The sequence below is a fragment of the Pseudoalteromonas sp. SG41-2 genome, from assembly GCF_014164535.1.
Taxonomy (GTDB): Bacteria; Pseudomonadota; Gammaproteobacteria; order Enterobacterales; family Alteromonadaceae; genus Pseudoalteromonas; species Pseudoalteromonas rhizosphaerae.
Map to the genome: position 1 here is coordinate 1 of NZ_JACJFK010000047.1, position 16,877 is coordinate 16,877.

Sequence of the window (16,877 nt, forward strand, 5' to 3'; positions counted from 1 at the left end):
TAATTTAAGTTGGTAATGTGATGTAGTATATTTTGAAACTGCTTGGAAGCCATATTGCACCTGCCGTTGTTGGGTTTCAGTACATTAACTATAGTTCACCAACACCGAAAGACAACATAGCCATATATAAACAGTAGTTGTGTTTGGTTTTTTTTCAACAACTCGCGGGATTATTTCTTGTATTTTACAACAACAAAAAAACAACAAATATAAATCCCTTGATTTACATTTAGATACAGAGTTAGACTGAAAGTATTAAAAAACTCGAAGGATTTTCTGTCTGCAACTTGTGGGTTTAGATCCTTTGAATAAGCTGTTATGTATCTAGGGTGAAATATTGAAGTACGGTGCTTGGATTTTACTTTCAATACTTTTTTTCGGGTTAGGTCTCCTGAAGTTAAATCAGGATGAAATTTCCAGAATTGAGCTAATACAAAAAATTGGTTCTATTGAGTCTGTAAGTTGTAATTCGGGAAGTAAAGACGGCTCGCCAACGGTAGTGTTAAAAAACGAGGGAGGCATTTCGTCCTACAAAGTATTGGAAGAGTTTTCGCTGAGAACCAATTGCGATGACAAAAAGCAGAAATTAATCGGTCGCTCCGTAATTGTTTCTGTTTTGCCTAGCGAAACTAACTTTGCCATGGCGTATGAGTTTATTCTTGACGGAACTAAGGTTTATTCTTTGGAAGATGTCGTATCTTCAGATAAAGAAACCGCTTATGCACTATTGATAGTTGCTTTAGTGATGATAGGTTCACTCTTCTTTAATCGGAAAAAAGATACATAACAAACTGTTTAACAAGGACAAAATACAGTTGGCTTTTGCTCCTCCGTCGCTAATTTTAGCCAACTATATTTTGCCCATTAACAGGGCGTTAGTTTTCACAAGTTAGCGAGAGAAGCAGAGAAATATGGATTTATTTAATTTAAAAGGAGTTTACTCGCTTGCCTTGGAGCCAGAAAATCAAATTGATTTTGATTATTGGGCGTCGCAAGAAGGGTTGGTGGACTATCTAGAGGATGAAGCGAAGGATGAATACATTATCATCTATTCTTCCCTACCACACACTTTCATACATTCAGTACTTATTCCCAACGTTGAGCCAAATGATGAAGTACTAATAGATCTCCAAAAGTGGAGTTACGACCCGTTCTCATCATGGGGGCTAACTTGCTCGTCTGATGATGCTTGGATAGAACCTCCTCTTTCTAGCTCGGGGAGTGAAACGCTGAAAACTGGTGAGCAGATCGTATTCGGGCGTTCATTTGAAGGTATCAATAACAATCAAAGTTATTATGAATTAAACCAAAAATTAGCTCATGTACTTGATATCCACTTTGTTCCAGAGCGAAATGCATGGTGCAAGCTGGATGATCATGGGGATATGCTCGATGTATTTAAAATACTCGAAATTGATGACCTTCCAAGGAATGAGACTGGCACAATAATATGCGCGAAGAAGGAAGTGTTAAGCGAGTATTTAGGTGTTGAAAACCTAACTTTAATTAGAATGTTTGATTTTACAAGATATAAGTCTGGTAACTTTTCTGGTTGGGATAATAGTCGCGAGTCCGTGGGTTTTGGAAACTCAGCATCAATTTTTGGTTCCTTATCGATAACTCCAGGGGTAGGAAGTTATTCGAGAGGGTTTCAGCTTATAGAACTTAGTCTCCCTAAAAAGCACATAGTAAACCGTGTTTGGGGTAGGTCTGTTGACGAAGAAACTAAAAAATATTGCTCTTACATTGCCCATGATTGGAAAAATAAGGTCATTACTGAAATATCATGCGATCCTACTTGCTTGTCTAATTATTTCACAAAATCAGATCTTCCCTTCGAGATTACACCTGCGTTTTTTAAACCAGAAGTACTATCTAAATACAAAAGTGATCGAGCAAAATATAAGCTTGATAGTCGCTCTGTAGGTTGTAGAGCTTCATGGCATCTAGAAACTTTCGATATCAATTCTGCTGGGCAGGTTCACACTTATTTAATCTATTTAAGTCGATTGCCATATGAAGAGCAGCTTCATTGGAAACAGTATAACGAGAAACCAAAGGCACCACTTTCAGATCGCGCAATTAAAACAGACTTTGAAGGTCAGTTTTATGAAGAATATGACCCATTGCCAAGCTTAAAGCGCAAATTGGAGAAACTTCATTCTGAAGGTGCGCATTGGTGGGTTCTTCGAGACGAAAACGCTCCAGATAAAGTTCATTACCCTTATACAGACTCCAAAGATGAATGGGCCGAGGAAATATTAAATTTCGATCAGCTGTTAGTAGAAGGTCTCCAAGAAAAGTGGTTACGTAAAAAGGCTAAATCGCTAGGCTGTAAGCCTGATGCTCGGCTTAGGGCATTAAAATTATTGGAGACCATACTTGTCGCTATAGATTTTGAAGAAGACCATGCTAGGGAGATTATGTCTCCTTTTCACGTTGTCCATAATTTGCGCTCAATATTGAAAGGACATACGTCTGGAACAGAAGCGGAAAATGAGCGAAAAAATGCTTTGAAAGAGTATGGTAGTTTCAGAAAACACTTTGAGAAAATTTGCAGTGACTGCGATGAATCGCTTGAGATAATAGCTGAGGCACTTAAGGAAAAATGAGAAATTCCTTGGCTTCAAAAACTAACAAGGCCAGGCAGAGAGATGCCAAAACCGCCGCTCCGCTCTGGTTTTGTCACCCCTGCTGGCGGCGTTAGCATGCAAGGGGAATCGTGAAGCACATTTCATTTTTGGTTGCAGTACTTCTGGTGGGATGCTCCTCTTCTTGGAGTGATGGACCCTATGAAGTTTACTGGATAGACGGTGTTAAAAGTCTTGGCTTTAACGTTGGTGATGGAGCATATATTGGACGTATAGATGAGCCCATGAGTATCAATGCAAATGAAAAATTCATTTCAGTATATGCTTGCCCAGAACAGTCATGTGCTTACTACTACATAGATCGGGAAAAAGACCATAAATTTGCGGATGCTACCGAGTTTGTTTTTGGTCCATACACGAAAGAATCGTTCGTTAAGTTACAAAAGAAATTGATATTGCCAGAGCTAAATGAGTAGTAAAAATGCTAACAAGGCCAGGCACGGCGACGGCGTTTCCAAGAGGTAGCTAGCCAATGGAACTAAGAATAGATAGATTTGTATGGGTGCTAGCATGCAGTTTATGCACTGTTGCTACAGCCTTTCTATTTGTTCCAGATTTGGCCAATATCTATTTTTCATACGGACGTTACTTTGTTTATTTGGCTTTTTTTGTCGGCTTAGTGGCAATTTCTTTAACTTGGTATCGTTCATATAAGTTAAAAGGTTGGCGTAATCACGTAATGGCTTTAATCAAAACGGCTGTTCTTATAGGCATTTTTACTTCAACATTTATAATATTGATTGTTACACATAGTGGTATTTAAAATAAAAACATAACAAACAGCTTCACCGGACTCCGTAATACTTGCACCTTTCCTGCAAAAACACGCAGTAAAGTCGCCAACATATTACGCGCGGTGAGCTGGGCGTTATATGTCCAAGGAGGAACCGAGGTGAGTGATAACCTGTATTTCAAATCAGCGATGTTTAAATCTAATAAGTCTCTTGCTGAGTATGTGTTTTCTGAACTTAAAAAGTTGAATTTTAATCCAGAATCTCCTATCGACAGTGATTATATGTTTAGTATTGCTATGAACATCGACGGAGTGATGGTTGATGTGTACCTCGGTAAAAATGACGAGGAGTCGGAAACTCCTTTATGGCAGGTTTGGCCAGAACAACGCATCTCCTTTTTTAAGAAGTTTTTTGGTAAAGTCAATAAGTCACCTGAAGTGAAAGCAAGACAAGTTATCGAAAACATCGCAAAAAACATTGAGGGCGTTACTGATGTCGCATGGGACATATGACAAGTTAAACCATCGGAAAATCCCTCGCAGGCCAAACAACGGCCTATACGCTCGCGTTTTCCGCTGTTTAAGCGTTAGTTGCATATCATGAATCTAGAGCTGTTCAAATTAACAGAGGATGAGCGGTTATTATTGGTCGAAATGACTGATTTCGGAGTGCCTCTCTATGAGGTTCTTGATGAGTAAAAAAGGACAGGCACATTTTTTTGCAAAAATCATAGTATCAACTACTGTTATTACATACAGTATCTGGTGAAGTTGATATATTATGACTCGCGCAAGAAAAAAGCTTATTGATTTAGCATCGACATCTTAATCTCACGATGCGTGAGAATATGCAAGACGTGCATTCTTGTGTGGTGATGATAAATACACAGGTAAAAACTTTGATCATCGTAGGGAGTGGTTAGTAGAGCGAATTAAGTTATTAAGTAGTGTGTTCGCCATTGAAGTTGCTGCCTACGCGATTATGAGCAATCACTACCACCTTGTTGTGAACGTCAATAGGCGTCAAGCACTTGATTGGTCCGATGATGAAGTAATTAAACGCTGGTATCAGCTTTATAACGGCCACTTTTTAGTCGACCGCCACTTAAAAGGTGGGCAGTTAGATAAGCCAAGTTTGCTCTTTTTTAATGAGATCATCGCTAAATGGCGAGAAAGATTGTATGACATCAGCTGGTATATGAAAAACCTCAATGAGTACATTGCCCGCGAGGCCAATAAAGAAGATAACTGCACGGGTAAATATTATTCGCTGCCGTCCTTGGCGCTCACCCTTCGGGCTGCCTAACGGCCTTTAAATTTGTGGGAAGGACCTTTCCTTTCGATAAAGAGTAATCACAAGCGCTCTTTGATGAAGCTGCACTGCCAGCTGGTATGGCGTATATCGACTTAAACCTAATACGCGCCAAAATAGCTAACACCCCTAAGAATCAACCCACACCAGCGTACAAAAACGTATTGAAAGCGTAACAACAGATAAACAGCCTAAAAATTTATTACGTTTTGCGGGTATGAATGCTTTGGAAGGGGCTTTAAATAAATATCAATTTAGTGAATGCTTAGCCACTTTACTGAAAGTTGATTAACGTTAGTATTTTAAGATTTTATAAAAAGGGTAGGCAAGTTGGCTATCCTTTTTTTGTGGTAGAGGTGATAATAATTTTAGTCTTGCTAATTTATCATCAACCTCCATATCTATAAAACCGTAAGGTGGTTTTTTTATGCCAACACGCTACAAAAAAGGAGATAACAATCGTTCGAAAAAAAAACAAACCTAGTTATATCGAGCCTGATGAATGTATCCAAGTCAGAGGTGCACGGGTTCACAACTTAAAAAACATCAATGTTGATTTGCCCCGTAATGCCTTGGTGGTTTTTACTGGTATTTCTGGCTCAGGAAAGTCGTCATTGGCCTTTGGCACTTTGTTTGCTGAATCTCAGCGTCGTTACCTAGATTCTGTTTCGCCTTATGCCCGTCGCTTGATTGATCAAGTAGAGGAGCCAGATGTTGATTCAATCGAAGGGTTACCGCCAGCAGTAGCACTGCAACAGCAGCGAGGAACTCCATCGGTGCGTTCATCTGTTGGTAGTGTTACCACGATTTCTAATGGCTTGCGCATGCTTTATTCCCGTGCAGGGCAATATCCAACAGGTCAAAATATACTTTACGCTGACGCCTTCTCGCCAAATACCCCAGAGGGCGCTTGTGAGCGATGCCATGGTATAGGTCGTGTATTTGAAGTGACAGAGAAGTCGTTGGTACCAGATGACAGCAAGACCATTAGGGAACGCGCTATCGCGGCATGGCCGCCAGCATGGCAAGGGCAAAACTTATTGCGTATTTTGATTGCATTGGGCCATGAAGTTGATATTCCCTGGAAAAAATTGCCGCAAAAAACGCGGGATTGGATCTTGTTTACCGATGAAACCCCTGAAGTGCCGGTTTATCGAGACTACAATATTAGCCAAATACGAGAGGCAATTGATAAAGGGGAAAAGCCCAATTACATGGGGACCTATACAAGCGCCAAGCGTTTTATTTTGCAGTCATTTGCTACTACGCAAAGCCCGCGCACCAAAAAGCGGGTGTCGCAGTTTATGCAGATTTCTCAATGCCCCGAATGTCAGGGGAAAAAACTCAAACAAGCGTCACTGTCGGTTAAATTTGCTGGACTTGATATTGGTGAATTGTCGCAATTGACGCTGACTGAGTTGGCGTTGCGGTTAAAGGATACTGCTAATAGCAAGCCCGACGATAACACCGTTAATCGAGAAAAAGCCATCGTCGCACAGCGCATTGCCAGCGATATTCTTACTCGTGTTGAAGCGCTTACTCGACTTGGTTTGGGTTATTTGTCGCTTGAACGTGGTACGCCCACGTTATCTCCGGGCGAACTACAGCGCCTGCGCCTTGCAACGCAGATCCGCTCTCAATTATTTGGTGTCGTTTACGTATTAGACGAACCCTCAGCCGGTCTGCATCCCGCTGATACTCAAGCATTGCTAGGTGCCTTAGATGAATTAATCGCAACGGGTAATTCAGTATTTGTGGTAGAGCATGATGTTAGCGTTATTCGCCATGCAGATTGGATTGTTGATGTAGGTCCCAATGCTGGAACCCATGGCGGAGAAATTATTTACAGTGGTCCGCTTGAGGGCTTGCGCGAGATAACCGAGTCTCACACTGGTCGATTTGTGTTTAATAAAGATAACAGTGCAGCACATAGGCCAAGACAGCCGAATGCTTGGCTCAAATTAGTTCAGGTTAAGCGAAACAACTTGAAGAATATCGACATTGAGTTTCCGCTAGGGCTTATGACTAGCGTTACCGGTGTCTCGGGTTCGGGAAAATCGAGTTTAGTCAGTCAGGCGCTGGTGGAGCTTGTGTCTGATGCCCTTGGTCAGCAAAATACCGTCGAGGCACCCAATGATGAGACTGATTTACTTGAGGAAGAATTAGAAATCGCCACCAGCGGTAAAATTGTTGATGGCATACAGCACATCCGACGTTTAGTGACCGTGGATCAGAAAGCTATTGGCCGAACACCACGCTCAAACCTTGCCACTTACACCGGTTTGTTTGACCATGTACGTAAGCTATTCGCCGCCACACCCAAAGCAAAAGCGAGGCGCTACGACGCAGGGCGTTTTTCGTTTAATGTGGCAAAGGGGCGTTGTTCGAATTGTGAAGGCGTAGGATTTGTGAGTGTCGAATTGTTGTTTTTGCCTAGTGTTTATTCGCCTTGTCAGGTATGTCAAGGGCAGCGTTACAATGACGAAACGCTCGATATTACTTATCGAGATAAAAATATCGCTGAAGTGCTTTATTTAACCGTCGAAACAGCTCGTGAATTTTTTATGGATGAGCCTTTAATAGCACGCGCTTTGGATGCCTTGTTGCAAGTGGGGCTCGGCTACTTAAGGCTTGGTCAGCCTGCTACCGAATTATCGGGCGGTGAAGCGCAACGGATAAAATTAGCTACTGAGTTGCAACGAACGCAACGCGGTGACACCTTGTATATTCTCGATGAACCAACTAATGGCCTTCATCCCGCAGATGTCGCTATGTTGATGTTGCAATTAAATGGTCTGGTAGACGCAGGTAACACCGTAATCATGGTTGAACACGATATGCAGGTCGCGAGCCATAGCGACTGGGTCATTGATATTGGTCCTGGTGCGGGCGATGAAGGTGGGAGTATTGTTGCTCAAGGACCACCGGCCAATGTCGCTAAGTCAAAGGCCAGCCAAACAGCACCCTTTTTGTCGCCTTAGCATTAGTCTGACTTTAGGTTATCGACGTTTTTTTTACTTAAGTTGGTGATTAATTGCGATGTTGCGCTGCCCCGTATACCACCATAAATAGGCATGGTGTTTTCGGGCGGCGCTGGACGCGACATCAAAGTGGGTATTATCAGTCAAAATACCATGGTTGGGGTTAAAACCTAACCAACCTGTACCAGGTAAAAAACCTCTGCCAAGCGTGCAGTTCATCGAAGGGGTTTCCATATCAAAATAGAAATAGCCGCTGACAAAACGCACGGCAATGCCAAAATGGCGCAGCAGATTAATTTGCATCTAAGACAATTCACTACAAGATCCTTTGTTAATTTTAAAGGTTTCATTAGCGGGTAATGGTGGGCTATCTTCGCGATATTCAATACTAAAATCTTGGTGTATCTAGGTGATATAGAGCTTGAACGTCTCACTAAAAATCAGTGATATCTACTCAAAAAAGCTTCTGTACTAGTACAAAAGCTTTTCTTATTAAGATAAATTGAATCGACCTAAGCTGAAAATTCGATAAAGGTTTATCAAGCAAGCTTTAATCATTATGGGGTGAGCTGGTCACAGACTTCAAATGTGTGCTCAACAACATCATTTGAGTTAGCACGTAAATCTAATTGCCATTCTTCCTTATGATCATAATCTCCTTTTTCGGTGTTTTTTATCCAAGTAACAGGATAATCATCTGGTTCTACACGATATAAAAAAGGTGCAAGTATTGAAAAATCTTTGGTTTTGCCAATAGTGATTGTTTGATTGTCAGAAACGGACTGATCTAATTCTCCCCCTTCTAACGTGAAATCTAATGAGTTAAATTTAAGCTTAAGCTCAGTAGGGCCGCTATACCCTTCACAAGCTGTCAAACCAATACGGACATTTTGCTTAATAAGTGCTGTTTTTGTACCTAAATCAATAGTGAAGTGGTTGGTAGTTACCTGCAGCTCTCTCACAACGGTAGCAGATCTAAATGGAGAGCTAAAACCCATAATGCTAAATTTCTTCTCTACTCCTACGCCTATTACTGCTTGATAATAGCCATTATCATCCGTAGAGAAATATAAACTGTCTATTATTGCTTCACTTGAAAACAGATCGACATTAGCAAGGCCGCGCCCTAAAGCATCAACCAGACGACCGCTAACACTACCAAGCCAGCTAACATCATGCAGAGAAACAGCAATTAAAAGGTGTTTTACAACCGTATTACCTGCATCGTCCGTTACACTAACCGAAGCAGTATAAGTACCAAGGGTTAGTGGCGTAAATGAGGTTATCGCTTCAGTGGTATTCGCTAGAATTGAATTACTAAGTCTTGGTTTACTCAACAATAAGCAAGACATCCAGCCTAAAATTTGGTCATTGTATTTCTCTGTGTGCGTATGCAGTGATGAGTAATCACACGCACTTAGCACTTAAGTTGATGATAAAAAGCAAATAGACTTAATGACAAAGCTATAATTCTACGCTGGCATAAGCTGTGTAAAGCTACGTTATTGACGAAAAAGTATTTGCAATGGGTAAAATTGAGTAAAACAGAGCTCACCTTTTTGAATCAAACGGTTGAGCAATACCAAGGGAGTTTAAGTAGCATTAGCTGGTTTATGCGCTTATTAATTTTAAGTTATTTGTATTTTTAAGTGTCTGTTTTTTCAAAATACGCAATTAGGCGCTCGAGTAACTTTCTAATCGCTATAGATTGGTGTTTGCGAGAACGGTATATGGCGTAAATACCTAAGGACGCTGGCTCATAGTTGGGGAGCACATGAACCAGCTTTTTATCATTGATCAACTGTTGTACGGCATGTTTAGGTTGTAAAGATATACCGCGTCCTTTGAGTGCTGATTGAAGTAAGAGCATTGATTCATTCGCACTGAAGTTGCCAGCGACTGAAGTAACAACCGCGAGTTCTTCTTTGCTGAAATGCCACAAACTTTTTCCAAAATTAGAATAAATTAAGCAATTATGTTTGGCCAAATCATCAGGGTAAACAGGGTAACCAAAACGATTTAGGTAATCTTCGGTGGCGCATAACACTGAGCGGCAACGACCCAGCGGGCGTGCAATGATATTGGGGTCTAAGTCGTTGGTAATACGTATTGCTAGATCGATTCTATCTTCAACTAAATTAGTTACTTGGTTACTGATATGAATATCTATATGTACTTTGGGATACTCATCTAAAAACTGATCAATTACTGCTGGCAATAAATTAGCGGCGACAAATTGAGAGCAAGAAATACGGATCGACCCTTCAGGTTGTGCGACATGATCTTGCTCTAAAGGGATAGACACTTGTTTGGCTAAATCTAATAACGACAGACAATTTACAAAAGCTTTTTCACCTGCGGCGGTGAGCGTGAGTTTACGCGTAGAGCGATGTAATAACTGACTATTCGCCCAACTTTCCATTTCGCTTAAGTACCTAGTTACCATCGAGCGCGACATATCTAACGAATGCGCTGCGCTGACCATACTACCTTGCTCGACAATTCTAACAAAGACTTGAGCTGCGGTGATCCTGTCCATTTTATTTCCTATATGTTCGATATATGCAATTAACTATTGCCTGTTGTGATGTTTATTGCAACATATTTGCAATTTATACTTGTTTCATAAATTTAATACTGCTGACAGGAAAATAAAATGAAGACCTTGCATTTCATTATGGACCCGCAGTGTGGTTGGTGTTATGCCGTCGCACCGCTGATTGATGAACTCACTCAATTAACAACAATAGATATTAAGCTGTATGGCGGCGGCTTATTTTCAGGGGCTAATAAACGTCAGTTATCAGCTGATTTTCATCAGCAAATAATCGCCATGGATAACAGGATCACGAGTTTAACGGGGCAAGTATTTAGTCCAACTTATTATGAAACGCTATTAGATGATAAGCAGCGAATTTTAGATTCAGATACGCCGATCACGGCGCTACTAGCTGGTGGATCTTTAGGTCTTAATACTGTTGCCATGCTGCATAGAATGCAAGTTGATCAATTTGTACTTGGCCGTTCTCAGTCTGATATAGCTAATTTAGCTAACATAGCCACTCAACTTGGTGCTAGCTCTAGGGCTTTTTTAAATGCGTTTGACCTTTTTAGTGGCGAAAAAACGCAGCAGCAAATAATTAAAGCGCGGCAGATGTTGAATTTAGTTGGCGGTAGTGGGTTTCCAACACTTGCGTTTGAGCACGGCGATGGCGCATTTACTAAATTAGACCACTCGCGTTATTACGGTCAGCCACAGCAGTGGTTAGCTTATGTAAAACAATTAATTAGTACGATTGATTAACCAATAATTTTACACGTTTAAAAACACCCAATTTACTCGCTAAATGAGCGACATTTTAGAGGCTACTATGACATTTTTATCTAAATTAATTCAGGCAAGCACGCTTGCTACAATGATGGCAGTATCTGCCAATGCAGTTAGTGCAACACTTGAAACCAGTGTGTTTAATCCACAACAAAAAAGCACGTTCCCAGTTAGTTCGGTGTTGATCAGCGGTCCAACCGAAGCGATTTTAGTTGATGCGCAATTTCAGCGCAATGATGCACAATCAGTGGTTGAGTTGATTAAAAAATCAGGTAAAAAATTAACCACTATTTATATTAGTCATGGTGATCCTGACTATTATTTTGGCTTAGACGTGATCACCGAGGCCTATCCTGATGCTAAGGTATTATCAACTGCTAAAACCCGAGATTATATTAAAGCGTCAATGGCGCCTAAAAAGGCTTATTGGGGGCCAATTCTTAAAGAAAACGCACCGCAAAAACTAGTTTTGCCAGAAGTATTGCAAGGCGACACCTTATTGGTTGATGGTGAAAAAGTGAATATTGTTGGTCTTGACGGTCATGATCCAAAACATACTTTTGTATGGATCCCTTCGACTAAAACTATGTTGGGTGGTGTTGTGGTATTTAACAACATGCATGTTTTTTTAGCAGATACGCAAACACCTGAATCACGTCAAAGTTGGTATAAAACCCTTGATGTTATTGAGCAGCTGCATCCTAAAACTGTGATCTCTGGTCATATGTTAGGTGATAAGCCATTGACTATTGAAGCGGTGCACTTTACTCGCAAATACATTCAAGACTTTGAAGCTGCAGCCAAGTCTTCAGCTAATTCAAGTGAATTGATGAGTAAAATGAAAGCAAGCTATCCAAATATTGGCGGCGATAGCGTATTGGCGTTAAGTGCCAAAGTTATTATGGGCGAGATGCCTTGGGGCTAATTACTACAGCTTAAATTTATTTATGGCTTTTCAAGCCGCTTGCAGTTTGAAAGGTCCGTTCAACTCTTTGTACAGGCTTCATTTCATGGGGGGAATTCAGCGAGTAATCACGATAGTAATGGCTTTGGCTATGCTTCAAGCATGCAGTACCACTGCCAAAATATCGTCATTAGAACATTACAATAGTTTTAATCTGGAGACTAAATCGATGACCAATCTTGATATTGTAAAAAGTACTTATGAAGGTAAGACCTCAGAAGAAAACGGTAAAAACCTCAAGCGTTATATAACAAACGAAACACAATGGACGGAAGCCGCTGGTTTTCCATATGCCGGAACCTACCAAGGCTTTGATGAAATTGAAAAAAATGTATTTGTACGGTTAGGCAGTGAATGGAATGGTTATAATTTTGCGGTAGAAGACTATGTTGCTGCTGGCGACAAGGTGTTTGCTTATGGTAGCTATAGCGGAACCAATAAAGCCACAGGCAAATTTTTTAAGGCCAGAGTCGCCCATTTATGGATACTCAAAGAGGGTAAGATCATCAGTTTTGAACAATTTGTTGATAGTAAAACCGTTAGCGATGTCATGTAAAAAAGTAGTTTTTTAATAACAACTACAAGTATGTTGTAGGTGCGCTTTTATTTCGTACTCTCGTGCATAAAAAAAGCGTTGCCAATCGGCAACGCTTAAGTTCAACTCTGTAGCACCTAGCACCGATTATTTAGTCAAATAATCCAGCACCACTTGATGATGGTCTTTGGTTTTAAATTTATCGAAAAAGTGCTTTATTGTTCCGTCTTGGCCGATCAAGAAGCTTAAACGGTGCTGGTTTACACCCCAATTAAAGTGCACATTTAATTGAGAATAAAAGTCTGTAGCTTTGTTCGTTGGGTGTGCAATTAAAATTCTGCACATAAAATAACCTCACCAATCTTCCTGTCTACATGACATAAGTCCTGAAGCCTTACTAGAAAGCAACTCTACTCCAAATCCGAGTGAAGAATAGAAAAAAGCTATTTTTTTAATTTCCCTAGAGTGAAGTGATATTTTTTTTGGAATTTGATAATCTATAGAGATAAAAGGAATTATTTATAAGACCATAACTTGTACTATCTAACAAAGTTTATATCGGAGTTTCATTCCATTATTGGCCATACATATGCAATAATCGCTGGCTTCGTAGCTATTGGTATCCCACTTTCAATCCAGTTTTCAGCCCAATACTCTGATAAACACGACAATGCCTTATTATCAACACGATTAACAAGAGGGAAATGGGTAAACCCTAAATCTATATTGTGTCTGTCTTTTGTGTACATAGCTATAAGCCTATATTACTTAAGCTTTGCCTCAGATGAGTATTCTTTTTTATACGTCAACAATATGCATTTACTGTGTATAAAACTCTTAATCCCAATACTATTTATTGCATTAATGTGGTTTACTTTTTACTTCTATTGGCGACTTTTTAATAATATCACTATTAAATCTAGCAATCAGATTCAAAACTATTTACAAATAGATAGGAAGCCTTCAACTAGCAGATTGGCAAAACTTTTAAAGCCACAGTCCAATAATAGAAGTGATCTAGCAGAGATTGATAGCATAAATGCAGGGCTGGAACTGTTAATTTATAACATAGAACAACGTAGCTGGGACCTTGATTTTAAAGAGATTTTATATCAATTTCATGCAGCTATCAAACTTAGGTTTGATAGTAGAAGGCAAACCGAAACGATCAAACTCTCCACTAATGATTTAGCTGTTATAAAAAATTATTGGAACACACTATTAAGACTTGTTAGACATGCAAGGAAAAACGAAGATATTTCAATGTCTTTTCATACTCAACGTCTAATAGCTGATGTCATGTCTTGGATTGTGTACCACCCAGAGCGCCAATTAATTTCATCAGATTCATTACGAGATGAATCAACCTCAAAAATAAGTTGGATACTGGATCTATATGAGTTAGCCCGTTGGCAAGGTTATCAGACAACAAACGGTATTGATTTAATCCTTGAATGTGAATGGTTTCATAACCTATTTTACGCATCAGATGATCTTGATTTAAAAACTTCAACAAAGGGCCTACAGGAGTTTCATAAACTAGCCATAGATATTTTTGACATAATATCTAAATCTCATCCGCATAAGGTTCTTTCTTTTATAAAAAACATATCACAAGCCGTGAGTTTTGGACAAGAGCAGCAACACTACTTCGTCCATACGCCAGATGTAGAAACACAATGGCTAAGAAACTTTTGGCTAGACTTTAACAGAACAACTTTTAGGATAGATAGTGTTGGTGAAATAGTGGATAAAATAAATTCATTATCTAACGGTAAAGCTTTCACAAAGTATAATAACTGCTCAACATCAAAACCACTCAATGAACTACAGCTAAAAAATGCACTATCAGCTATAAAACTTGACGAGATATTTGAATGTATACACTTTAAGCTTGTTAAAAGAATGGGGTGGGACGTCACTGCAAGATTAGCATATTATGAAAGGTGGGCTGAGTTTTATTCATGCTTGTATTGGAAGCAACCAAAGGAAGCTGATGCAAATTACTGTGGAGAAACGCTTTTAGCACATACTTCAAATGAACTAGTAAACCTTATCTTTACTGATTATCAGCAAATTGAACACTACTGGAGATTCAAAGAAAGGCATGCAATAAAAACTTATGCATACAGAGCCTTCTTGTTTCAATTATGCTTTTTTGCTGAGCAAGGTGAAGAGCCTAAGCTAGTTTATAATTCGGGCCCGTTTGACGCGCTTACTACTCAACTTGATATTTTAGAGTCTCTTCTGAAACAAGAGCGGTTTATTAGGAGCTTAAGAAGTTGGAACCCTCATGTTACTAATGTTTGTGTCAACCTTAGAGCCTCTATTAAAAACTTAGAAAAGCGGAAACTTAGATTAAATACTCACTCTAAGATTGATGAACAAAAATGGCGAGCATTTCAAGAGTCTATTGAAAAAAGCTGGGATAATATTTTTAGTTTAGCTGGCGTAATAGATGTTAGCTATAGCCATAAGATAGCCAAGAACAGAGTTATGCTTTCAAAATATCCAGCTGAGAGAGAAGGCTTAATAACAGGCAATAAATTTAATGCATACTCACCATACATGAGTAGAGTAATTCACTCTGAGTTTATTCATACACTATACGAAGCATGCTTATCTTTTGTCACAGAACAAAAGCAGAAAAAAATTTCGCTGCCCAAAGAAACTCCTGCTCTATATTTTTCACCACAAAAGAACTTGCAACAACTTGGGTTTAAACGTAGCGGCCCAAAGTATTGGGAAAATGAAAAACTTAAAAATATTTTGGCAATTAGTGCTGATAGTCATCTGTTAGTAGATTGCTCGAAAGTAAAGCTTAAAATAACAAAAAATCTTTGCTCACAAGGGCATTCCCCATTATTTATATCATTAAATGACTTAAATGAGCCTATGGTGCAAATTAAAACCGAAATGTATTTCGATTTAGAAGTTTTAGAAGATGGAGCCTTCACTTTTGAGGGCTCCTATAAAACTTAGCGAGTCGCCATGACAAATAGGCTGTATAAGGGTTATCCCTGCACGTGGTGCCTGTCTGAGGTTTAATTTTGTAGAAGCTAAAATAGCAACTTTAAGTGCAGGGTTTGTATTAACAAAACTCCACCCCTTATCATCTACAATACAAGCTGCTTTTGTATTTAAAGGATGACCTAATAGTGCTGAACAGCAAAATGCGGTAGCTTCTTCGTGGCTGTCGGCCTCAATTTTTATTAATGTAGCCTGATTTTCAATTAATTCTATGAAAGCTTTATTTGCTTGCTCTCTATCTTGCTGAATAGCATTGATAGAGATTTGAGGTGAAGATTGCTTACTCCAATTAGCCCAATAGCTTTTAACAGATTCAATTCCTGAGCCTACAATACCAATAAGTTCACTAAACTCTAATGCTACAGCCGGTGCATTCTCAAACCAAACTTCCAAGTCATCAGCATCTAGCACCTTAATTTCTTTCCAACTACCATCGTTCTTTTTTTCGTTAAGCCAGTTTTCTTTTTTATGCCAACGGTAAGGGGTAATAAAAATGAAGCTGTTAGAACGTTGAAATTCTTCGTTAAATTCTTCTGTTCGTTTGTTAAAGTCACTGTTAGCTTTTGATGCAATATTTGTATTACATCCCATTTCCCAAACTGATTTACCTTCTGGAACCCAAGCGCTAGTATCACTACATGTGATTTGCCCATCCCAACCTGTTCGATAAACCGAATCGCCTCCAGGCATTACAAGTTCTGACAGGGAGTTAGTTGCCGATATTAGTTTTCTAATAAATATCTGCGTATTCTCATGACTTTGATCACCGATTCTCATCAGCTTTGATCACTTGATTTATCATTTTGTAGAGCCGTTTTTAAATTAGCTTAACTGATCATCATCAGTCAATTTATTTAACTGTTTTCGTATCGATTCTCCTTTTAAGTTCAACTTAATTGAACCATGAATTAGCCTATCTAAAATGGCGTCAGCATGGGTTGATTCTCCTATCATTTCATGCCAGTTTTCCTGTGGTAGCTGGCTTATAATTATGTGTGATTTATACCCATACCGCGCATCGATTAATTCGAGTAAGTCACCTCGTTGCTGTGCACTCAGTGGTTCAAGCCCCCAGTCGTCTAAGATCAGTAGATCATACTTTATTAACTTCGCCAGTAATTTCCGGTAACTACCATCTGCTTGTGCTAGAAACAGGCTTTCGAGTAGTTCTTTTAATCGAATATAGTAAACACTTTTTCCTTGTAGGCAGTGCTCATGTCCTAAGGCACACGCAAGGTATGTTTTTCCACAGCCTGTTGCCCCAGTGATTAAGATATTTTGATGTAAGTTTAGCCAGCTATTTTGGCTTAAGTTACGTATCTGTGCTTTTTCTATATTACGTG

Annotated in this window: 17 protein-coding genes and 2 pseudogenes; 12 read left to right on the forward strand and 7 right to left on the reverse strand. The window is 39.5% G+C overall.

All coding sequences use genetic code 11. The annotated features are described in order from the left end of the window. The first annotated feature begins 337 nt into the window (after positions 1-337). The 7 genes from H5186_RS21570 to H5186_RS21600 all read left to right on the forward strand — a co-directional run bounded on the left by H5186_RS21570 (position 338) and on the right by H5186_RS21600 (position 7,677). Complete coding sequence (locus tag H5186_RS21570; protein ID WP_182794951.1) at positions 338-787, forward strand: hypothetical protein; 450 nt, start codon at positions 338-340, stop codon at positions 785-787. A gap of 124 nt (positions 788-911) precedes the next feature. Further along, on the forward strand, positions 912-2,612 hold the full coding sequence (locus tag H5186_RS21575) for a hypothetical protein (protein ID WP_182794952.1): 1,701 nt from the start codon (positions 912-914) through the stop codon (positions 2,610-2,612). 110 nt (positions 2,613-2,722) lie between these two features. After that, the gene (locus H5186_RS21580) at positions 2,723-3,067 is read left to right on the forward strand and encodes a hypothetical protein (RefSeq protein WP_149983439.1); all 345 of its coding nucleotides are present in this window, start codon (positions 2,723-2,725) and stop codon (positions 3,065-3,067) included. Positions 3,068-3,123: 56 nt separating this feature from the next. Then, the gene (locus H5186_RS21585) at positions 3,124-3,414 is read left to right on the forward strand and encodes a hypothetical protein (RefSeq protein ID WP_182794953.1); all 291 of its coding nucleotides are present in this window, start codon (positions 3,124-3,126) and stop codon (positions 3,412-3,414) included. Between the two features lie 129 nt (positions 3,415-3,543). Continuing rightward, on the forward strand, positions 3,544-3,897 hold the full coding sequence (locus H5186_RS21590) for a hypothetical protein (protein ID WP_149983455.1): 354 nt from the start codon (positions 3,544-3,546) through the stop codon (positions 3,895-3,897). A 352-nt stretch (positions 3,898-4,249) separates the two neighbouring features. After that, positions 4,250-4,690 (forward strand): transposase, encoded by a 441-nt coding sequence (locus H5186_RS21595; protein ID WP_259400392.1) that lies wholly within the window; start codon positions 4,250-4,252, stop codon positions 4,688-4,690. A 458-nt stretch (positions 4,691-5,148) separates the two neighbouring features. Next, on the forward strand, positions 5,149-7,677 hold the full coding sequence (locus H5186_RS21600) for an excinuclease ABC subunit UvrA (protein WP_182794959.1): 2,529 nt from the start codon (positions 5,149-5,151) through the stop codon (positions 7,675-7,677). A 33-nt stretch (positions 7,678-7,710) separates the two neighbouring features. Here H5186_RS21600 and H5186_RS21605 read toward each other — a convergent pair whose 3' ends face one another. Beyond that, complete coding sequence (locus H5186_RS21605) at positions 7,711-7,980, reverse strand: transglutaminase family protein (RefSeq protein WP_182761615.1); 270 nt, start codon at positions 7,978-7,980, stop codon at positions 7,711-7,713. 254 nt (positions 7,981-8,234) lie between these two features. Then, positions 8,235-9,101 (reverse strand): hypothetical protein, encoded by an 867-nt coding sequence (locus tag H5186_RS21610; protein WP_182794954.1) that lies wholly within the window; start codon positions 9,099-9,101, stop codon positions 8,235-8,237. Here H5186_RS21610 and H5186_RS23175 point away from each other — a divergent pair. Next, positions 9,050-9,302, forward strand: a pseudogene (locus tag H5186_RS23175) (hypothetical protein); the annotation flags it as partial. The gene H5186_RS21610 and the pseudogene H5186_RS23175 sit on opposite strands and share 52 nt — an antisense overlap. Positions 9,303-9,322: 20 nt before the next feature. Here the strand turns inward: H5186_RS23175 and H5186_RS21615 are convergent. Beyond that, positions 9,323-10,216 (reverse strand): LysR family transcriptional regulator, encoded by an 894-nt coding sequence (locus tag H5186_RS21615; protein ID WP_149982884.1) that lies wholly within the window; start codon positions 10,214-10,216, stop codon positions 9,323-9,325. A gap of 117 nt (positions 10,217-10,333) precedes the next feature. Here H5186_RS21615 and H5186_RS21620 point away from each other — a divergent pair, with 117 nt between their 5' ends. From H5186_RS21620 to H5186_RS21630, 3 genes are all read left to right on the forward strand, one after another. After that, complete coding sequence (locus H5186_RS21620) at positions 10,334-10,981, forward strand: DsbA family protein (protein ID WP_182740021.1); 648 nt, start codon at positions 10,334-10,336, stop codon at positions 10,979-10,981. Between the two features lie 67 nt (positions 10,982-11,048). After that, positions 11,049-11,930, forward strand: a complete 882-nt coding sequence (locus H5186_RS21625) for an MBL fold metallo-hydrolase (RefSeq protein WP_182717926.1) — start codon at positions 11,049-11,051, stop codon at positions 11,928-11,930. A 208-nt stretch (positions 11,931-12,138) separates the two neighbouring features. After that, on the forward strand, positions 12,139-12,525 hold the full coding sequence (locus tag H5186_RS21630) for a nuclear transport factor 2 family protein (protein WP_149982971.1): 387 nt from the start codon (positions 12,139-12,141) through the stop codon (positions 12,523-12,525). Between the two features lie 126 nt (positions 12,526-12,651). Here H5186_RS21630 and H5186_RS21635 read toward each other — a convergent pair. Next, positions 12,652-12,759, reverse strand: a pseudogene (locus H5186_RS21635) (thioredoxin-dependent thiol peroxidase); the annotation flags it as partial. A 311-nt stretch (positions 12,760-13,070) separates the two neighbouring features. Further along, positions 13,071-13,253, reverse strand: coding sequence for a hypothetical protein (locus tag H5186_RS21640; RefSeq protein ID WP_182794955.1), 183 nt, complete (start codon positions 13,251-13,253; stop codon positions 13,071-13,073). 226 nt (positions 13,254-13,479) lie between these two features. On the opposite strand from H5186_RS21640, the gene H5186_RS21645 reads away from it, so the two are divergent. Further along, positions 13,480-15,486, forward strand: a complete 2,007-nt coding sequence (locus tag H5186_RS21645) for a hypothetical protein (protein ID WP_182794956.1) — start codon at positions 13,480-13,482, stop codon at positions 15,484-15,486. On the opposite strand, the gene H5186_RS21650 is transcribed toward H5186_RS21645, so the two are convergent. Both H5186_RS21650 and istB read right to left on the reverse strand, forming a co-directional pair. After that, positions 15,442-16,311, reverse strand: coding sequence for a hypothetical protein (locus H5186_RS21650; RefSeq protein WP_182794957.1), 870 nt, complete (start codon positions 16,309-16,311; stop codon positions 15,442-15,444). The genes H5186_RS21645 and H5186_RS21650 overlap by 45 nt on opposite strands. A gap of 45 nt (positions 16,312-16,356) precedes the next feature. Beyond that, a partial coding sequence (gene istB / locus H5186_RS21655; protein ID WP_182794958.1) for an IS21-like element helper ATPase IstB occupies positions 16,357-16,877 on the reverse strand: 521 nt, incomplete at its 5' end.

Excerpts from the sequence above, each read along its gene's own strand:
- H5186_RS21575 (WP_182794952.1), top strand. The coding sequence starts at position 912 with ATGGATTTATTTAATTTAAAAGGAGTTTACTCGCTTGCCTTGGAGCCA.
- H5186_RS21585 (WP_182794953.1), top strand. The coding sequence starts at position 3,124 with ATGGAACTAAGAATAGATAGATTTGTATGGGTGCTAGCATGCAGTTTA.
- H5186_RS21605 (WP_182761615.1), bottom strand. The coding sequence starts at position 7,980 with ATGCAAATTAATCTGCTGCGCCATTTTGGCATTGCCGTGCGTTTTGTC.
- H5186_RS21615 (WP_149982884.1), bottom strand. The coding sequence starts at position 10,216 with ATGGACAGGATCACCGCAGCTCAAGTCTTTGTTAGAATTGTCGAGCAA.
- H5186_RS21620 (WP_182740021.1), top strand. The coding sequence starts at position 10,334 with ATGAAGACCTTGCATTTCATTATGGACCCGCAGTGTGGTTGGTGTTAT.
- H5186_RS21625 (WP_182717926.1), top strand. The coding sequence starts at position 11,049 with ATGACATTTTTATCTAAATTAATTCAGGCAAGCACGCTTGCTACAATG.
- H5186_RS21630 (WP_149982971.1), top strand. The coding sequence starts at position 12,139 with ATGACCAATCTTGATATTGTAAAAAGTACTTATGAAGGTAAGACCTCA.
- H5186_RS21640 (WP_182794955.1), bottom strand. The coding sequence starts at position 13,253 with ATGTACACAAAAGACAGACACAATATAGATTTAGGGTTTACCCATTTC.
- H5186_RS21650 (WP_182794957.1), bottom strand. The coding sequence starts at position 16,311 with ATGAGAATCGGTGATCAAAGTCATGAGAATACGCAGATATTTATTAGA.